Here is an 18,314-nt window from a genome sequence, read left to right on the forward strand (position 1 = left end):
TTTCAAAAGGTACCTGTTTTTCGCTCGTTTTCTGAAAAACAGGCTCAAAACGCCTGCTGCCCGCCGGGTGGCACACAAACGCTACTGCCATGAAATACGAGTCTATCGGGAAAGACCTCTACATCCACAACCGCCAGAAGTTTGTTCCTTACCTCAAGCCCCAGTCGCTGGCCATTTTCCACTCCAATGACGTGATGCCCACCAACGCAGACGGTACCATGCCCTTCCGGCAGAACAACGATCTGCTCTGGCTTAGTGGTATAGACCAAGAGGAAAGCGTGCTCATCCTTTTCCCCGATGCCCGCGAGGAGCGCCTGAAGGAAATCCTGTTTGTGCGGGAAACCAATGACCATATCCTTACCTGGGAAGGCTACAAACTCACCAAGGAGCAGGCCCGCGAAGTGTCTGGTATTGAGACCATCTTCTGGACCCATGAGTTTGACAGCATCTTAAACTCGCTCATGCCCTACGTGGAGAACGTGTACCTCAATTCCAACGAGCATCTGCGCGCTGTGGTAGAGGTGGAAACCCGTGACGCCCGCTTCATAAAGAAAATACAAGCCAAATATCCGCTGCACAACTACTGCCGCAGCACCCAACACCTGCATTACTTGCGCTCTATCAAGCACCCGCGGGAGATTGAGCTTATGCGCACCGCCTGCAACATCACCGAGAAAGCGTTCCGGAGGCTGCTCAAGTTTGTGAAGCCTGGGGTGATGGAGTATGAGATTGAAGCCGAGATAAGCCATGAGTTCCTGCGCAACCGCTCCCGCGGACCAGCCTATGGGTCTATCATCGCCTCTGGTGCCAACGCCTGCATCCTGCATTACGTGGACAACTTCAGGGAGTGTAAAGACGGTGACGTGCTCTTGATGGACTTTGGCGCCGAGTATGCCAACTACGCCGCAGACCTTACCCGCTCCATACCGGTGAACGGCAAATTCACCCCGCGCCAGGCCGATGTGTACAACTCTGTGCTGCACGTCATGGACACGGCCAAAAAGATGCTGGTGCCTGGCAACACCCTGGACCAATACCACAAGTTTGTAGGTAAGGTGATGGAAAATGAGCTTATCAAACTGGGGCTGCTGAACGAGAGTGACGTGCACCACCAGAACCCAGACGCCCCGCTTTACAAGAAATACTTCCCGCACGGCACCTCGCACTTCCTGGGCTTAGACGTGCATGACGTAGGTGATAAATACCGTCCGTTTGAGGAAGGCATGGTCTTTACCTGCGAGCCTGGTATCTACATCAGGGAAGAAGGCCTGGGCATACGCCTGGAGAACGACTTCCTGGTAACCCACAACGGGGCAGTAGACCTGATGGGGAACATACCATTGGCGCTGGAAGACATTGAGCGCGAGATGCGCAGTTAAGCAAAAGTTTAGTTAACCTGTTTTGGGGCTGTTTTCTAAAAAACAGCCCCAAAACAGTATGTGCTTTTACCAAGGGCCCCTACCCTTAAAGTTTTTAAGAGTGAACGTGAGTACCAAACAACAAGTAGCCAAAACCAGACGCACCGTTGCCTTTTTCTGGGTCTGGAGTTTCTTTTGGGTGGCCTTTTCTGCGGCCGGGCAAACGAAAGCACTTCCGTTAGCAGAGGGCCAGGAAGACCCAAACACCCGCCGCCTGAGCCTGGTGGAAGTCATTAAAATGGCCAAGGAACAATCGCCCAGCTACCAGCAGGCATTGACCCAACTGGAGAACCGTACCTGGCAGTACCAGACCTACAAAAGCAATTACCTGCCCCAGCTCAAGCTGAACGCCACCCTGCCAGACTATACCAAAAGTATTAACCCCATTGTGCAGCCTTCCGGTAACATTGAGTTCCGGCGCCAGCACGTGGCCACTACTTACACTGAACTGGCCCTGAGCCAGAACATTGGCCTGACCGGCGGCGTGGTCTCCGTGAACTCCAACCTGAAAAGGATTGACGACTTTATGCGCCCCAGCAACGTAAGCCGTCACTCGTATTCTTCGGCCCCGGCGGTGATTACCTTGAGCCAGCCCATCTTCCGGTCTAACTACCTTAAGTGGGACCGCCGCATTGAGCCCCTGCGCTATGAAGAGGCCAAGCGTAGTTTCTGGGAGGAGATGGAGCGCATCGCCATTCGGGCCACCGACCTGTATTTTTCCCAGCTGCAGAGCCAGATAGGGTTTGATATTGCCTCTAAAAACGTAGCCACCAATGACACGCTTTTCAAGATTGCACAGAACCGGTTTTACCAGGCCAAAATCAGTGTAAACGAGTTGTTGCAACTGGAACTGAGTTTATTGACGTCGCGGCAAAGCCTGGAACAGGCCAAACTGGATATTGAGACCAGTACCCTGCGCCTGAGGTCGTATTTGGGCATTACAGATGATTACCCCATCAGGCTTTCTACACCAGACGCTATTCCGCAATTTGACGTGAACGAGGAATTTGCACTGCAACAAGCCAAGGAAAACCGGTCCAGAGTGGTAGGCCTTAAACGGGAGGAATTAGAGGCAGACCGAAACATGGACCAAGCCGAAGGTGACGCCGGCGTCAATGCTAATCTGTACCTGCAATACGGTCTTGTACAACAGTCTAATGCCATAGGCGAAGTGTACCAGGACCCCTCTGAGCAGCAACGGGTAGTGATGACCGTGAGTGTGCCCATCATGGACTGGGGCCGCACCAAGTCTAAGCTGGGGACTGCCCGTGCCAACCAGAAACTGGTGAAAGCCAACCTGGAGCAGCAACGCGCCAACTTTGAACAGGACGTGTACCTGCAGATCAAGCGCTTTAAGATGCTTCGCGAGCAGATGAAAATTGCCCAGCAAGCCAACGGCTTGGCTGAACGCCGTTTCCTGGGGGCCAGAGACCGTTACCTCACGGGTAAGATAGGGATTCTGGAGCTGAACCAGGCTGCCACGGAGCGGGATTCGGCCCGCCGAAGCTACGTGAGTAACCTCCGCAATTTCTGGGACGCCTATTTCAACGTGCGCCTGCAAACGCTCTATGACTTTGAGATGAACCAGCCGCTGGTGCTGCCGCTGCCGTTTTAAGTAAGGTTGTTGTTGATGACAGGAGGTGAGGCTTTTCTTGGAAGGATGCGGAAGTGTTTAAGTTGAAAGTAAAGACGCATTTTTAGTAGGGGCAATCCCTTGTGGTTGCCCTATTACGTTTGCATCCGCATTAGGGCAACCACAAGGGATTGCCCCTACCTCTGGAACGCTTGGCTGGCAGTCTATATCATTCCAATATCCTTTAAAAGAAATGCGTTTTAGGCCTGTTTTTAGAAAAACAGGCTTAAAACAGAAATCCCCGCAAGATTCCTTGCAGGGATTTCTGTTTTATAGGAAGGTCCTTAAACAATACTTTAAAACAAGACTTACCCTTTACTGGCCAACAGATATAAGACCGCCATTCTAATGGCTACTCCATTTTCTACTTGGTCCAGAATAATGGAATGGTGCGAGTCTGCCGCATCTGAGGTAAGCTCTACGCCGCGGTTAATGGGGCCTGGGTGCATGAGCACTATTTCCTTGTTCAGTTCATCCAGCATCTTTTTGTTGATGCCAAAGTACAAGGCATATTCGCGCAAAGACGGGAACAGCTTGCCTTGCTGGCGCTCCAACTGGATGCGCAACACGTTGGCCACATCACACCATTGCAGGGCCTCGCGCACATTCCAGAAAACCTTTACTCCTAGCTCGCCAATGAACTTGGGCAGTAGGGTAGGAGGCCCGCAGACGGCTACTTCTGCACCTTGCATCTGTAGCGCGAAAATATTGGAAAGGGCTACGCGGGAGTGGGTGATATCACCAATGATGGCTATTTTCTTGCCGGCTACTTCGCCTAGTTTCTGCCGGATGGAAAAGGAGTCCAGTAAAGCTTGGGTGGGGTGCTCGTGGGTGCCGTCGCCGGCGTTGACGATGTTGGCGTTGATCTTGCGGGAAAGGAAATGCGGGGCGCCGGGGCTGCTGTGGCGCATCACAATCATGTCTACCTTCATGGCCAGGATGTTGTTGACCGTATCCAGGAGCGTCTCGCCTTTCTTTACAGAGCTGCCCGAGGCCGAGAAGTTGATCACATCCGCCGAGAGGCGTTTTTCTGCCAGCTCAAAGGAAAGCCGGGTGCGGGTGGAGTTCTCGAAGAAGACGTTGGCAATGGTGACATCGCGCAGCGAGGGTACTTTCTTAATGGGACGGTTCAGCACCTCTTTGAACTGATCAGCGGTCTCAAAAATCAACTGAATGTCCTGGGGGGTAATCTCTTTGATGCCCAACAGGTGCCGGACGCTAAGCTGTTGCATGAGGTTGTTCTTGGTCTGGGGTAATATCTAAAAGCCAAATGGCGTCTTCACCGGATTCTGGGCCTTGCCAGGTGACTTCTACCCGCTGGGAGTGCTGGGAGTCTACCTGCTGCCCAATATAATTGGCCTCAATGGGAAGGTCGCGGGTATACTGGCGGTCAATGAGCACCAGCAGCTCTACCTGCGCGGGGCGGCCGTAGGAGATCATGGCATCAAGGGCGGCCCTTACGGAGCGGCCGGTATACAGCACATCATCTACCAGAATCACGCGCTTGCCTTCCAGGGAAAAGTCTACGTGGGTGGCGTTGGGGGCCAGGGGTGTGGCGCGGCGCCGGAAATCATCACGGTGGAAGGTGATGTCCAGGTAGCCGGTCTGCACAGTCACGCCCAGAATGTCCTGGAGGGTTTGCTTGAGCCGGTCGGCCACGTAAATGCCGCGGGGCTGCAACCCCAGGATCACAGAATCAGAGAAATCATGGTGCGTTTCTATCAACTGGTGCGCCAGCCGCCTGATCATGATCTGGAACAGCGCGTGCGGAACAATGAGGCGTTTATGCATGACCCGGGTTTTGGGCAAATATAAAGACTTACCATTTGCCGCGGCACTAAAAAATGATTTATCTGCGCAGGCAGGGCGCTACCGGTCAGGTGGAATTTGGTTAATTGAACAGGGGTGGTTTCCCACCTCTGGGTGGAGACCCGCCCCAGAGCCTAAGGAATACTTTCTATTTTACAGCCGCTGCCTCACCCCCGGCTGCGGGTGGCTCAAAGGAAATGTTTTGCAAATAAAACACTGTACGGCCGTCTCCGTTGGCAGGCTTGATGCGCTGAAACCCGAAGGCTACGAAATTGCCGCCGTACCAGTGGCTAATGCCCTCATGGTTACTGGAGACCATTTTCTCGGCTTCTTCGCGGACCCGTACTTCTACTTTCTCCTTGTCTGAGTAGGTGGTGTTGGGGCTTAGCGTCTTATACCAGAGGAATTCATCTTCGGGGTAAAGGAGGGCAATGGAGCCATCTGGGGCTACGCCGGCCTCTACGGTGGGGCCCAGGGTGGGGTAGGTCTTGTTCTGGAGCTGGTAAGAATTATCCCAAAGCAGTTTTCCCTCTTTGTCAAAAACGGCGGCAATCACATGGCTAAACCGGTACCCCTGGGCGCGGTCCAGGTCTCTCCTGGACTCAGGGGCTATGCCATAGGGCAACTGTCGGCCGTAGTTCAAATAGGCGTTATTATCGCCGCGGTACTGCGGGTAGTAGATCTCGCCCACCAGGGCATAGCCTTGTGGGTGGGGCATGACAGGGTGCAACAGCATTCTATACCTTAGCACCAGCGGTTTTTCCTTGGCTTCCTGGCGGGCTAGTTTCGCTTTCATGCGGCGCTGGGCCCGTGGCCCCAGGTAATCAAAGAAATGGTTTAGTTTGCTGAAATCATGGTAGTTGATATCGCCGGTAAGGCCACTGGTATACAAACCTTTCGCAAAAACAGAGGTACGGTAGCCAAAGGTGCCCACCAGGAGTTTACTTAGGGTGTCACCGGGGGTAAGGCGGGCCGCCTGCAGCACGTTGTCTACGCGTTTCTGCGGTTCGGGCTGAATGAAATAGGTACCCATGACCTCTCCCTTGGTGTTCATGCGCTTGGCCTGCACTCGAGATCTAATGCCGTTAGACTCCGCCACCACAAACTCAACGGCGTTGGTGAGGGTGTCTACCCTAAACTCGCCAAGGTCTTCCTCCATGCCAAAGACGGCGGGCAGTATTTTGATGTCCTCCTGCGCAGGGTCCAGTTGTAGCATGTTCAGGCTGAATTTCTCTACGCCGCTAATAAACACCTGACCGTTTAGGGCCTTTATCTCATTGATATTGATATAGGTGGAGGGCAGCACGTGCTCACTGGACGTAATGGCACCGGTTTTGGTGTTTACCTGGTAGAGCAGCAGCTTTTTGTTGGAGGAGGTGGTAAAGAGCAGGTAGGCTTTGTTGCGCTCGGCCGTCACCAGGAACAGGTCATGGTAGGGTTTGTGCTCCTGCTTGGCCTGCCAAACCTGTTTCAACTGCCGGTCATACCGGGTTAAAACAAAGTCATTCTTGCCAAACCAGCTGTTCCGTTTGGTGGTGATCAACAGCAGGGTGCTATCTGGCAAGGGTTGTACCCAGTGCTCTTCGTCAAAGGAGTCGCTCTCTATCTCGGCCCGGTACGTTTGGGCAGGGGGTGCCGGCTTCTCCTTGTCTTTGTCTTTTTTCCTCTGTTGGGCATAGGCAGCAGAGGCCACTCCCCAGCAAAGCAGGAGCAGAAGCAACTTTCGGATTTCTCTTTTGAACAGGACAGACATAAGGCTCTTTTAGGAGGTTCAATGAAACGCCCGCTGCTGCCCCAATAGTACCCGATTACTGGCCCAGGGCCATCAGAATATCAAATTCTTCTGGCGTTAGGGGCATAACAGATAAGCGAGACTGGCGCAGCAACGCGATATTCTGTAAACGGTCATCTTTCTTGATTTGGTCCAGGGTCACGGGCCGGGCAAAAGGCTGCTCGGGTTCCAGGGTGACCGCTACCCAACGCGGGTCATCGGCGGAAGGGTCTGGGTAGGCCTCCTGGCTTACCCGGGCAATACCCATGATGGCCTTCTCTGAAACGCTGTGGTAATACAAAACCAGGTCACTGGCCTGCATTTGCTGTAAGTTGTTTCGGGCCTGATAATTACGGACGCCGTCCCAGGTGGTTTTGCCATCGCGGGTCAAGTCCGTCCAGGCGTATTTCTCAGGTTCAGTTTTTACTAGCCAATACTTCATATACGGGTGAAAAGCAGCGCAGGTCCAGCTGGTCTGGGCTGTAAGAGGTTTGGGTAAAAAGGTAAAGGGTTAAAGCAGGTCTTTTTTTACACGAAGCGTGATTTTATCTTCTGTAACGGAGATAATCTCCAGGGTCTCTGGTGCATTGGAAGGGTTGTCATACTGCACCTGGATCTCGTTTTTGCCATGGGCTTTCCAGCGGCCAGGCTGTTCTTCCAGGCCATCTGTGGGGGCAATGCCGTAGCGTACAAACGTGCCGTTCTCCAATAATGAAAAACCGGTGCGGCCCCTTGACGGCGGAAAATCAAAGGTGTTGGGCCGGTAAGAACGCACTTCGGCAGAGTCTTCCTCATAGGAATGTAACCACGTCTTGCCATATACCGCGGCGGGAAGGTTGGCCGTAGACCCACACTTTGCCGCCACCAGAAGAAGGACCACCAGGCCCAGCCAGAAATAATGTTTCATGCTCTGTAAGACGTACCTCTGCATTCACTCAAAGGCTATCCAGGCCCAATATACAAAAAAGAGTCCTGACTTCAGAGGGTTGTCGTTTTGGAGGTGTTTTTGGAAAAACGGGCTGGAAACGGTTAAGTGATGGTGATTCCTGAGTTGACCTGCAGAAGATCGTCATCCCCCTACCCCCTTCAAAGGGGGACGAAATGCGTGGGGTGAGGCCAAGGCCTCAGGGAAGTTGGAAACTTCCCGAATAGTAGGTCCAAGTTGGAAACTTGAACCAGGAAAGACCTACTGGTGTAAACACCCCCCTTCGCCCCCCTCAAGGGGGGAGTCTGATGTTATTTATTGTTATTGGGGATTTTGAGGAAATAGGGCGTTTTGAGAGCGTTTTCTGAAAAACGTGCCTAAAACGCAAAAGCGCGGTTCCTTCTCCCTGAGGGAGAAGGGTAGGATGAGGGGGACGTCTCCAACTTCATCAGCCTAAGCCGCAAGCAGATTAGAAAATAGAGAAGCGGCACAACTCAAAAGGATGTTCTTATCTTTGTTCAAACCACAATCCCTAACGCCCCGTGGAGAACAAAGACCTCATTCGTATGTTCCGGCTTACGGCTTCCTTGATGGAGCTGCATGACGAGAACCCGTTTAAAATAAGATCCTATACTAACGCTATTGCGGTGTTGGAGCGCCTGGAGTCGCCTATTCACCAGATGAGCCAGGCCCAGCTGGAGAAGCTGGACGGTATTGGCAAAGGCATGGCCGCCAAAATCATGGAAGCCATCCAGACGGGTGGCTACGCCGATCTGAGCCGACTACTGGAAACCACCCCCGAAGGCGTGGTGCAGATGCTCAACATCAAGGGCATCGGGCCCAAGAAAATACGCACCATCTGGAAAGACCTGGGCGTGGAAACGTCAGAAGGCTTGCGCGAGGCCTGTGAGAAAAACGAGTTGTCCAAGTTGAAAGGCTTCGGGGCGAAAACGCAGGAAACTATTCTGCAGGCACTGCAGTACTCAGACGCCAGCAAAGGCAAACTGCTCTGGGCCGAGGCCGAGCCTCTGGCGCTGGATTTGCTTCAGTTTCTGAAAAACAGGCCCGAAACGGTAGCTGCCGAAATGGTGGGCGATCTGCGCCGCAACCTGGAGGTCATCGACACCCTGCAATACCTCATCAGCCTGAAAGACGACAGCCACTGGCCGCTTTTCCTAGAGGAACTTCCGGGAGTAACGCCGGTGGCTGCCTTCTCGGGGCCATTTGTGTGGCGCGGTCAATTAACAGAAACCGGGCTTAAGCTGGAAGTTAGGCTGGTGCCGGAGCGCCGCTTCGCCAACCAGGTGCTGCTGTACTCGGCGGCCCCGCAGTGGCTCACGCAGCTCCTGAACGCCGCCGGCGATACCCTCATGGCTGAAGCCTACGGGGAACCGGCCGCCTCTGAGGAGGAGATCTTTGCCCGGGTGAATCTGCCGTTCATTGCCCCGGAGCTTCGGGAAAGCGTTCGTGTGCTGGAACTGGCCCAGGAAAACAAGCTGCCCACTTTGCTGCAAGACCAGGACCTCAAAGGCATTCTGCACAACCACAGCACCTACTCAGACGGGGCTCACACTCTGGAACAGATGGCGGTGCACTGTAAGCAACTGGGCTATGAGTACCTGGGCATCTGCGACCACTCCAAATCGGCGTTTTATGCCAACGGGTTGCAGGAGTTCAGAGTGCAGGCGCAACAAAAAGAGATTGAACAGCTTAACCAGCAGCTGGGACCGTTCAAGATTTTTAAAGGCATTGAGTCTGATATTCTGGCAGATGGTTCTTTGGATTATGACCCTGAGATACTGGCCAGCTTTGATTTCATTGTCGCCTCTATTCACAGCAACCTGAAAATGGACCTGGTCAAAGCCACTGACCGTTTGGTGACCGCTATCCATAACCCGTACACCACCATCTTAGGCCACCCCACCGGCCGGTTACTGCTGCGCCGCGAAGGATATCCCATTGACCATAAGACCGTGATTGATGCCTGCGCCACCAACGGCGTGATTATAGAAATCAACTCCAATCCCCGTCGGCTGGACCTGGACTGGCGTTGGGTGGAATACGCCCTTAGCCAGAACGTAATGCTCAGCGTGAACCCAGATGCCCACAGCATGCGCGGTTATGAAGACATGCGCTACGGTGTACTGGTAGGCCGTAAAGGCGGCTTAACTTCTGAGATGACTTTCAATGCCAAAAGCAGAAACGAGGTAGCCGCGTATTTCGCGGAGCGGAAGAAGGCGAAGGGAATTTAACTAGTACGATAGGAGGGGCGGTACCCATTTGCGGCGCTACTTTTCTGCCAAGTTCTGGTAAAGGAGCGGCGTTAGGTCATGGTATTGAGAATCAGCTTTTTGCAGACTTACAGAAGCTAACCGGTGGTGCAAACCCTGTCTATCTAACACAGATCCAGCGCAGTTTTACCCTTGCCGCCTGAATTGTTCAGGGGTAAGCCCTACCTCTTTTTTAAAGAACCGGCTGAAGTACGAATTGTCTTCAAACCCAAGGATCTGGGCAATCTGTGCAATATTAAGGTGTGGCGAATGAATGAGTAGGCGTTTCGCCTCTAGTACCAGCCGTTCTTGCAGTAAATGGGTGGTGGATTTGCCTAAGTTCTGCCGGCAAAGGTCGTTGAGGTGCTTGGCAGAGAGATGCAGTTCATTGGCGTAAAAGCTAACAGGCCGGTGCTGCCGGTAGTGCTCTTCTACCAGCGTCTCAAGCAGATATAGCTGGAAGGGCCACGAACTGCTGCCTGGCAAAGCCGGGGCTACAGGGTACAGGCGGGTTAGTTGAATGAGCAACAAGTGCAGATAGGCGCGTAGGGCGTTTGACTGTAAAGGTTGCGCGGTGGCATATTCCTGCAGAATGGCTGTAATCAATCCTTGCACGGGCACTAACGCCGGGGCAGTAGTATAGAGCACCGGAGGGTACTGCCAGGCCCTGAAAAAGGGATAACTCCTAAGGTCTTCCGGGGACATGCCCGACTGGTAAAACTCTGGGGTAAAGAAAAGCAGCGTGCCCTGGGTATCATCTGTGAGTTGCCAGGCATGCACTTGGCCAGGCGTAAGGAAAAATACGCAGTTGTGTTTTACCTCATAGGTAGTGAAATCAATGGTGTGGCTACCGCTTCCACTCTGGATATGGAGCAGCAGATAAGAATCATGCTTATGCGGCGCCTGCACAAATGCGTGTTTCTGCAGGTGCGTCTGCAGATCCACCACATGAAAGCCGTGGCTGAGCGCCCGAGCGGCTGTGAAGTCTAAGATTCGGTAAACAGGTAACTTTTCAGGCATAGCCGGGCGGTGTGCGCCGCGCTGGTTTCTGCCCAAATTAGGAAAAATAGCCCAGTTACCGCAGGCTAATGTCCGCGCGCCTGAGGAGACTTAGCTGCGGTGGGGCTATAGCTAATAAAAATATTGATCCAGATGGCGCGGGAGAGTTTAAAGATGGCCGGCAGAAACAGCAGCAGCGCCAGTACTAACGCACCCGTGAACATCCAAACGGTAATCTCATCAGAGAAAAGCATCATGAGGGCTACAATAGCCAGCGTAGGGCCAGTGGTGAGCGCGTAGCTGACAAACATAGCCCCGTAATAGTACCCAGGTTCAGGCTCATACACCTGCTGGCACACCGGGCAATGGTCTTTCATCTGTGAGAATCTGCTCCAGCTCAAGAGACTGTTATTTTCAAACAAATCACCTTCCTGGCACCTGGGGCACTTCAATTTGGCAATACTATATAGTTTAGAACCTTTCCCAAACATGGCTTTCCAACATTAATCTATTGCAAAGGTACGTGCTTTCCTTACTTATGGATAGGACAAAAGGCGGATGTTGCGGTGATTTTGTTTTGGAGACCGGCTCCGTTTTGGGCCCGTTTTTCTAAAAACAGGCCCAAAACGGAGCCATGAAACTGGCTCCTCCAAAAAAACTATGCTTAGGGCCATTGTCACCTGTAATAAAAGCAGGGAGTTGGCTACTAACGCTTGTGAGGTATTGTCTTAAAAGAGGCCCCAAAAAAATGGACTTCAGAGCAAGGGAAGAAGATAATGCTCTTTTCAAACCCCAGATTCATACCCGCTGGCTGGGTTACTCCTGCCATCGCTTAAAACACACGCACTACCTAAGTTACCTTTTAGATATTTTCAATTTAAATCCAGTATGTTTTCAAAGAAGCATTTTTTAGTTGCGGCAGCAACAGCCTTGCTCTCTTCTACGGCTGTGCAGGCACAGAAAGTAGAATTCACGGAGTATGATTTACCCAATGGCCTGCACGTGATCCTGCACCAGGACAAATCTGCCCCGGTGGTAGCGGTGTCTGTCATGTACCACGTGGGGTCTAAAAACGAGCAGGAAGGCCGCTCAGGCTTCGCCCACTTTTTTGAGCACCTGTTGTTTGAAGGCTCAGAGAATATCAAACGGGGGCAGTTCATGAAACTGGTGTCCAGCAACGGCGGGCAGAACAACGCCAATACCTCCCATGACCGCACCTTTTACTATGAGGTGTTCCCCAGCAACCAGCTGCAGCTGGGCCTTTGGCTGGAAAGCGAGCGCATGCTGCACCCGGTCATCAATGAGATTGGCGTGAAAACCCAGAACGAGGTAGTGAAGGAAGAAAAACGCATGCGCATTGACAACCAGCCGTACGGCCAGTTCAGCAATGAGATCTTCAAGCGCCTGTTCACCAAACACCCGTACCGCTGGCAGCCCATCGGGTCTATGGCCGACCTGGATGCCGCCAAGCTGGAAGAGTTTCAGGCCTTCTTCAAGAAATACTACGTGCCTAACAACGCGGTGCTTTCCATTGCCGGCGATATTGACATTGCCAAGACCAAAGAACTGGTAAGCGCCTATTTCAGCGCCGTACCCAAGGGCGAACCTGTCGTTTACAAGAAAGTGGTGGAGGCTCCTATCACCAAAATGATCGTAGACACCGCCTATGACGCCAATATCCAGATTCCAGCCATCATGTCGGCGTACCGGGTACCGGGCATGCCCGAGAAAGACGCCAAGGCCATGCAGATGATCTCGTCTATTTTATCTGGCGGGGCCAGCTCCAAGCTGTACAAGAAAATGGTAGACGAGAAGAAAAACGCCTTGCAGGTAGGGGCCATTAACCTTACCCTGGAAGACTACGGCGCTTACATCACCTTCGCCCTGCCCAATAATAACACCCCGCTGCCTACTTTATTGAAAGACATAGACGAGGAAGTTGCCAAGCTGCAGAATACCCTTATCTCTGAGGAGGATTACAAGAAAATCCAGAACCAGTTTGAGAACAACTACGTGACCGCCAACTCTACCATGTTGGGCGTGGCCGAGAACCTGGCCAGTGGCTACACTTTCCACAACAAGAACACCAACAACATTAACCAGGAACTGGACAAGATCAGAAGCATTACCCGCCAGGACATTCAGGCCGCCGCCAAGAAATACCTGCAGCCCAACGCACGGGTGGTTCTGTACTACTTACCGGCTTCCGCAAAAGCGGCTAAATAATTTTTAAAGCATTGACTCCTGCCTGTATCAGCGTTTGCTACCCGGCAGGCCTACTATAGAAATCATGATGAAAAAATATTTATTACTGTTTGCCAGCGCCCTGGTTCTGTTCACAGCAGAGGGACAGGTGAAAATAGACAGAACCCAAAAGCCCGCCGCCGGTCCGGCCCCAACCATTACGTTCCAGGACCCGGTTACCTTCCAACTTAAGAACGGCATTACCGTGCTGGTGGTGGAAGACCATAAACTGCCGCGGGTGTCTGCTACTTACTTTATTGATGCCGGCCCCATCACCGAAGGCCAGAAAGCCGGCGTGATGAGCCTTATGGGCCAGATGCTGAATGAGGGCACCAAAGACATGCCAAAAGCGGCCTTTGACGAGGCCACTGATAAGATTGGTGCTACTGTGAGCCTAGGTTCTAGCGGCGGCAGTGCGGCCGCTCTTACCCGCTACTTCAAGGAGGCATTTACGTTGATGGGCAAGGGACTTAAAAACCCAGCCTTCACCCAGGAGTCGTTTGACAAGATCAAGTCGCAGGCGCTTACCGGAATCAAGAGCAATGAGAAAAACGTGAAGGTGGTCTCTGGCCGCGTGATCAATGCCCTGGCCTACGGCAAAAACCACCCTAGCGGGGAATTCACTACCGAGGAGTCTCTCAAGGCCCTCACCCTGAATGATGTAAAGGAGGCTTACAATAAATTTATCACCCCGTCCAGAGGTTACCTGACCATTATTGGCGACATCAAACCCAATGACGCTAAAAAACTGGCCGAGGAAGTTTTGGGTGACCTGAAAGGCCCTAAGCTCACCTTGCCAGCCCTGTCGTCGGTGGCAAACCCTGCCAAAACGGAGATTAACGTGGTAGACATGCCTAACGCGGTACAGTCTGAGATCACGGTGACCAACCTGGTAGACCTGAAGATGAATCACCCAGACTATTTCCCGGTGCTGTTGGCCAACCAGATCCTGGGTGGGGGTTCAGAAAGCCGCCTGTTCAATAACCTGCGTGAAAAACACGGCTTTACCTACGGGGCCTATTCCAACATTGGGGCCAGCCGTTTCCAGAGCGCGTTCTCAGCCTCGGCCTCGGTAAGAACCGCCAAGACTGACAGTGCCGTGGTGGAGTTCATCAAGGAGATCAACCAACTGCGCAATGAAAAGGTATCTGACCAGGAACTGAGCAGCGCCAAGGCCTTGTACAACGGTTCGTTTGCGCTTGGGCTGGAGAATAAAGGCCGTACGGCTACATTTGCCCGTAACATCTTAATCAATGACCTGCCCAAAGACTTCTACCGCACTTACCTGCAGAAGGTGAATGCCGTGACCAAGGAAGACATTCAGCGCGTGGCCCAGAAATACTTCAACAGCGCCAACACCCGCGTGGTAGTGGTAGGCAATACCAGCCAGATGTTGAATGACCTGAAAAAACTGAACTACCCGGTAAAACAGTTTGACGTGTATGCCAACCCCGTGACCGCAGGTTCGGCCTCTTCTTCCTCAGCGGCAACCACCAACGTAAAGGCCACAGATGTGTTCAACAACTACATTAAGGCCGTAGGCGGTGAGGCTGAACTGAGAAAGATAAAGAGCATTACCTCTAATGCCACCATGAGCATGCAAGGCGCTACCCTGGCTGTGGAGGCCAAGCAAATGGCCCCAAACCTGGAAGCCATGACTATCTCCATGGGCGGTAACCCAGTTATAAAGACCCGTTTCAACGGCAAAGCCGGCTACCAGGAGCAAATGGGCCAGAAGAAGGAAATGACGGCAGATGAGATTAAGGCGAAGGCAGACATCACCGGTCTGTTTGAACAACTTGATTATGTGAAAAACCCAGCCTTCAAAGCCGAAGTGAAAGGCATTGAAAAGGTAAACGGCTCTGATGCCTACAAAGTGGTAGTCACCTACCCGTCTGGCAAAACCAAAACCGAGTTCTATGACCTGGGCAGCAAACTTCTAGTGAAGACCGAGGAATCCACTACCACCAACAACATGACCGTGATGAACAGCACAGAGTTTGGTGACTACAAAAAAGTAGGGGCTATTCTCTATCCAAACACCGTAACCATTACGGTATCTGCCGCAGGCCAGCAGCAGGTTATGGAGATGAAAGCACAGTCTGTGAAATTGAACGAAGGAGTAGCGGCCGCTGATTTCAACTAAGAGACGCCAGCAGTATAACTAAAAAAAGAGGGAGTGGACGTAAGTCTTCTCCCCTCTTTTTTTGGTTAGCTTTTGAACAAGTGCAGACCTCTTGGCCCAGGGGAAGCTTCTGTTAGCTTCAGTCCCTGAAGGAAAGCGGAAAACTGTTTTAAGCCCGTTTTTCAGAAAACAGCCCTAAAACAGGCAAGTAGCTACCGGTGTATTACCACCTTTTGTACCATGTTGCCATGGGATGTTTGCAGGTGTAAAAGGTACATGCCACCAGGCAACCCCGCTACGGGAAACGCCCATCCGTCCTGAGATTTACTAGGGATTGGCAATAACACCGGCGCACCCATCGCCGTGAAGAGGTAGCTGCCCCGCAGTTGTATGTAGGCTGGTAATTTCAGGTTTAAGGTAGAGGTGGCCGGGGTAGGGTACGTGGAAACCAATTGGTGCCAATCCTCAGAAATACCGGTAATAACTGGTGCTGGCTGACTATAGAGCAACATGTCTCTGGTCACTATGCCTATCAGGCGACCGTTTCGCCACTCTTCTACTAAAATAGCAAGATTGAAAATGCCTTGTTGGCCCGGCGTGTTCCAGGTCAATAGGCCCGTCTCCCGGTGCAGGTTCAGGCCCGCGGGGGCCGCAGGGTTGGCAGGGCCCAGAAAATTTTCAAGGCCACTGAATCCGGGCGTCTGTATTCCAATCGGGTTCCCGCAGGCGGTTTGCCTATTGGAAGTGGCAGGTAGTACTAGTTTATAAGCGAGACTGTCGCCATCTGTGTCCATGGCCCTTGAATTATGTATAAAAAGCTGGTTCTGGTACGGGATGTCCAGAAGAGGCTGCTGAAATACCGGTGAGCGGTTCGTGCCCAGCAGGCGGTCTACCGTGATAGTGCTCTGGAGGAAAAAATATTCCTTAATGGAAGACGCAATATTCACCACCCCGCCCTGGTAACTCATGTCTTCAAAGGTGACAAGAAAGGTTCCTGGCCCGGAGTAGGTATGCTCAAATTGATAGGTATTTACAAAAGTATTCAAGGGAGAGTTGAGCACCAATACTCTGGAAGATCGGGCCACCCGTTGACTGGAGCAGTCTCCAAAGTAGAGGGTAGCCTCAAGATCTTCAAAAGCAGGTGGTGCCACACTGTAGGTAACCAACGTGAAGAAGAACCTTAAAGGATTACGCGCAGCCGTAGTATCGCTTTTGTAGTAAATCTGTCCGCCCCTGATATGTGAGGCCTGAGCTGCTTGTCCCCAAGCCAAAAAAGCCAGGAAGAAAAAGGGCAGCAGAAACGACTTTCTGGTTTTGGTAAAAGTAGGGATCATCTTAAGCCGGGGATATAGGTGGATATAATATTGGATAAGATTATGGATAGAAATAATTGTACGGATATCTAACTTAAATGTAGTGAAAAAAATCATTGGGAACAGGTGTAAAGAACAGAGTTACAGAAAGTAATCAGCTATTTAATGGGCAGGATTTAAAAAGAGGAAGAAACAGGAAACTAGTATCTTGCTTTCTGTTTTAAGCCCGTTTTTCAGAAAAGCAGGCGAAACCAGCCATTGTATCTTCTATGCTTATTTTTCTAGTACTGCTGTACCTGGGCCTCAACGTGGCGCTGGGCCTGTGGGCTGCCAGGCGGGTGCATAATTCCGCTGACTTTATGCTGGCGGGCAGAGCGCTGCCCTTGCCCATGGCCACCGCCGTGGTCTTTGCCACCTGGTTTGGCTCAGAGACCATTCTGGGCGCCTCTGCCGAGGTAGCCGAAGAAGGCCTGATGGGCATGGTGGAGGACCCGTTAGGCGCGGCACTTTGCCTGGTGTTGGTGGGCCTGTTCTTCGCCCGGAAGCTGTACCGCATGAACCTTCTCACCTTCGGGGACTTTTACCGAGTTACCTTTGGCCGCTCCGCCGAGGTGGTCGCTTCCTTCTGCCTGGTCATTTCGTACTTTGGTTGGGTGGCGGCGCAGATGGTGGCCTTGGGTATTGCCTTTAATCTACTGTTAGGCACCACGCTCACGCAGGGCATCTTGATGGGCAGCTTTCTGGTGGTACTATACACCTATTTTGGCGGCATGTGGAGCGTGAGCGTGACCGATTACGTGCAAACCATCATGATTATCCTGGGCCTGCTCATTGTCACGGCCTGGGTCATGCGCGAAAAACCCCTTTCTGAAGTCACGGCTACGCTTCCCGCAGATTTCTACCGCATCACGCCCAAAAACGGCACCTCATTTAGCGGTTGGCTCAACTATCTGGCCCTCTGGATGACCATTGGCCTGGGCTCTATTCCGCAGCAAGACGTGTTCCAACGGGTCATGGCCTCCAAGTCTGAGCGGGTGGCGGTAAGAGCCTCTTTGCTGGCGGCTTTCCTGTACGTGACGGTAGCCCTATTACCCTTGGTCCTGGCCCTGTACGCCAAGTTGCTGCACCCGCAGTTGGTGGGCAATGATGCGCAGCTGCTGGTGCCCAGCCTTATTTTGGGGTACAGCCCGCTGCTCATAAAAGTGCTTTTCTTTGGGGCGTTGATCTCGGCTATTATCAGTACGGCCAGCGGGGCTATTCTGGCGCCGGCCTCCATTCTCAGTGAAAACCTGCTGAAGCCCTTGTTAGATGACATGACCGATAAAAAGCTTTTGGCCTTATCCAGAGGCAGTGTATTGGTGGTGGCCGCTGTCTCACTTGCGTTTGCCTTGTCCAAAAGCAACATCCATGAACTGGTGAGCGAGTCCTCGGCGTTAAGCCTGGTAAGTCTGCTGGTACCGCTGGTGGCGGGCGTGTACCTCAAGAAACCCTCGGCCACGGCCGCTATGCTTTCCATGGTAGGGGGTATGGGTACGTGGTTGCTTTGCCTTTGGCTAGACACTGCCGTGAACCCCATGCTTTATGGCTTGGCCGGAAGTATAGCCGGGTACCTGTTGGGCTTGCTCTTGCCCCTTAAAGAAGTGCCCGTTTCTATGGAACACGAAAAAGCCTATCTATAACCGTTTCGGGACTGTTTTTCTAAAAACAGGCCCGAAACGGATGGGTGGTTTCCCTAAGGCCACTTACCCTTGCTGTACCTTTTCTGGGGCAGGCGCGTTTTTGTAAAGAGACAAAGCGGTTGCCTAGT

14 protein-coding genes are annotated in these 18,314 nt (G+C 52.4%); 6 read left to right on the plus strand and 8 right to left on the minus strand.

Annotated features, from left to right (window positions below):
* Positions 1-89 precede the first annotated feature (89 nt).
* Both ACYVJQ_RS03860 and ACYVJQ_RS03865 read left to right on the plus strand, forming a co-directional pair.
* Positions 90-1,379 carry an aminopeptidase P N-terminal domain-containing protein gene (locus ACYVJQ_RS03860; protein ID WP_460891741.1) on the plus strand — a complete coding sequence of 430 codons (1,290 nt, stop codon included), beginning with the start codon at positions 90-92 and terminating at the stop codon, positions 1,377-1,379.
* 106 nt (positions 1,380-1,485) lie between these two features.
* Positions 1,486-3,033: a TolC family protein gene (locus ACYVJQ_RS03865; protein WP_460891742.1), complete on the plus strand. Its 1,548-nt coding sequence runs from the start codon at positions 1,486-1,488 to the stop codon at positions 3,031-3,033.
* 326 nt (positions 3,034-3,359) lie between these two features.
* Here the strand turns inward: ACYVJQ_RS03865 and ACYVJQ_RS03870 are convergent, their stop codons facing one another.
* From ACYVJQ_RS03870 to ACYVJQ_RS03890, 5 genes are all read right to left on the minus strand, one after another.
* Positions 3,360-4,283 (minus strand): aspartate carbamoyltransferase catalytic subunit, encoded by a 924-nt coding sequence (locus tag ACYVJQ_RS03870; RefSeq protein ID WP_460891743.1) that lies wholly within the window; start codon positions 4,281-4,283, stop codon positions 3,360-3,362.
* A complete protein-coding gene (pyrR, locus tag ACYVJQ_RS03875; protein ID WP_460891744.1) occupies positions 4,270-4,842 on the minus strand; it encodes a bifunctional pyr operon transcriptional regulator/uracil phosphoribosyltransferase PyrR in 573 nt (190 codons plus the stop codon). The genes ACYVJQ_RS03870 and pyrR overlap by 14 nt, the downstream gene beginning before the upstream one ends.
* 166 nt (positions 4,843-5,008) lie before the next feature.
* Positions 5,009-6,613, minus strand: coding sequence for a hypothetical protein (locus ACYVJQ_RS03880; protein ID WP_460891745.1), 1,605 nt, complete (start codon positions 6,611-6,613; stop codon positions 5,009-5,011).
* 55 nt (positions 6,614-6,668) lie between these two features.
* Positions 6,669-7,073: an EVE domain-containing protein gene (locus ACYVJQ_RS03885; protein ID WP_460891746.1), complete on the minus strand. Its 405-nt coding sequence runs from the start codon at positions 7,071-7,073 to the stop codon at positions 6,669-6,671.
* A gap of 69 nt (positions 7,074-7,142) precedes the next feature.
* Entirely contained in the window at positions 7,143-7,538 is a 396-nt protein-coding gene (locus ACYVJQ_RS03890; RefSeq protein ID WP_460891747.1) for a hypothetical protein, read from the minus strand.
* A 560-nt stretch (positions 7,539-8,098) separates the two neighbouring features.
* Here ACYVJQ_RS03890 and polX point away from each other — a divergent pair.
* The gene (polX, locus tag ACYVJQ_RS03895; RefSeq protein WP_460891748.1) at positions 8,099-9,808 is read left to right on the plus strand and encodes a DNA polymerase/3'-5' exonuclease PolX; all 1,710 of its coding nucleotides are present in this window, start codon (positions 8,099-8,101) and stop codon (positions 9,806-9,808) included.
* A 165-nt stretch (positions 9,809-9,973) separates the two neighbouring features.
* Here polX and ACYVJQ_RS03900 read toward each other — a convergent pair whose 3' ends face one another.
* Complete coding sequence (locus ACYVJQ_RS03900) at positions 9,974-10,846, minus strand: helix-turn-helix domain-containing protein (RefSeq protein ID WP_460891749.1); 873 nt, start codon at positions 10,844-10,846, stop codon at positions 9,974-9,976.
* Between the two features lie 65 nt (positions 10,847-10,911).
* Complete coding sequence (locus ACYVJQ_RS03905) at positions 10,912-11,316, minus strand: DUF983 domain-containing protein (protein WP_460891750.1); 405 nt, start codon at positions 11,314-11,316, stop codon at positions 10,912-10,914.
* A gap of 397 nt (positions 11,317-11,713) precedes the next feature.
* Here ACYVJQ_RS03905 and ACYVJQ_RS03910 point away from each other — a divergent pair, with 397 nt between their 5' ends.
* Together ACYVJQ_RS03910 and ACYVJQ_RS03915 are read left to right on the plus strand one after the other, a co-directional pair.
* Entirely contained in the window at positions 11,714-13,051 is a 1,338-nt protein-coding gene (locus tag ACYVJQ_RS03910) for a M16 family metallopeptidase (protein WP_460891751.1), read from the plus strand.
* Between the two features lie 64 nt (positions 13,052-13,115).
* Positions 13,116-15,215, plus strand: coding sequence for an insulinase family protein (locus tag ACYVJQ_RS03915; RefSeq protein ID WP_460891752.1), 2,100 nt, complete (start codon positions 13,116-13,118; stop codon positions 15,213-15,215).
* A gap of 191 nt (positions 15,216-15,406) precedes the next feature.
* Here the strand turns inward: ACYVJQ_RS03915 and ACYVJQ_RS03920 are convergent, their stop codons facing one another.
* The gene (locus ACYVJQ_RS03920) at positions 15,407-16,528 is read right to left on the minus strand and encodes a hypothetical protein (protein WP_460891753.1); all 1,122 of its coding nucleotides are present in this window, start codon (positions 16,526-16,528) and stop codon (positions 15,407-15,409) included.
* Between the two features lie 248 nt (positions 16,529-16,776).
* Here ACYVJQ_RS03920 and ACYVJQ_RS03925 point away from each other — a divergent pair, with 248 nt between their 5' ends.
* Positions 16,777-18,186 (plus strand): high affinity choline transporter 1, encoded by a 1,410-nt coding sequence (locus ACYVJQ_RS03925; RefSeq protein WP_460891754.1) that lies wholly within the window; start codon positions 16,777-16,779, stop codon positions 18,184-18,186.
* Positions 18,187-18,314: the final 128 nt, after the last annotated feature.

This window comes from Rufibacter soli (genome assembly GCF_054781795.1).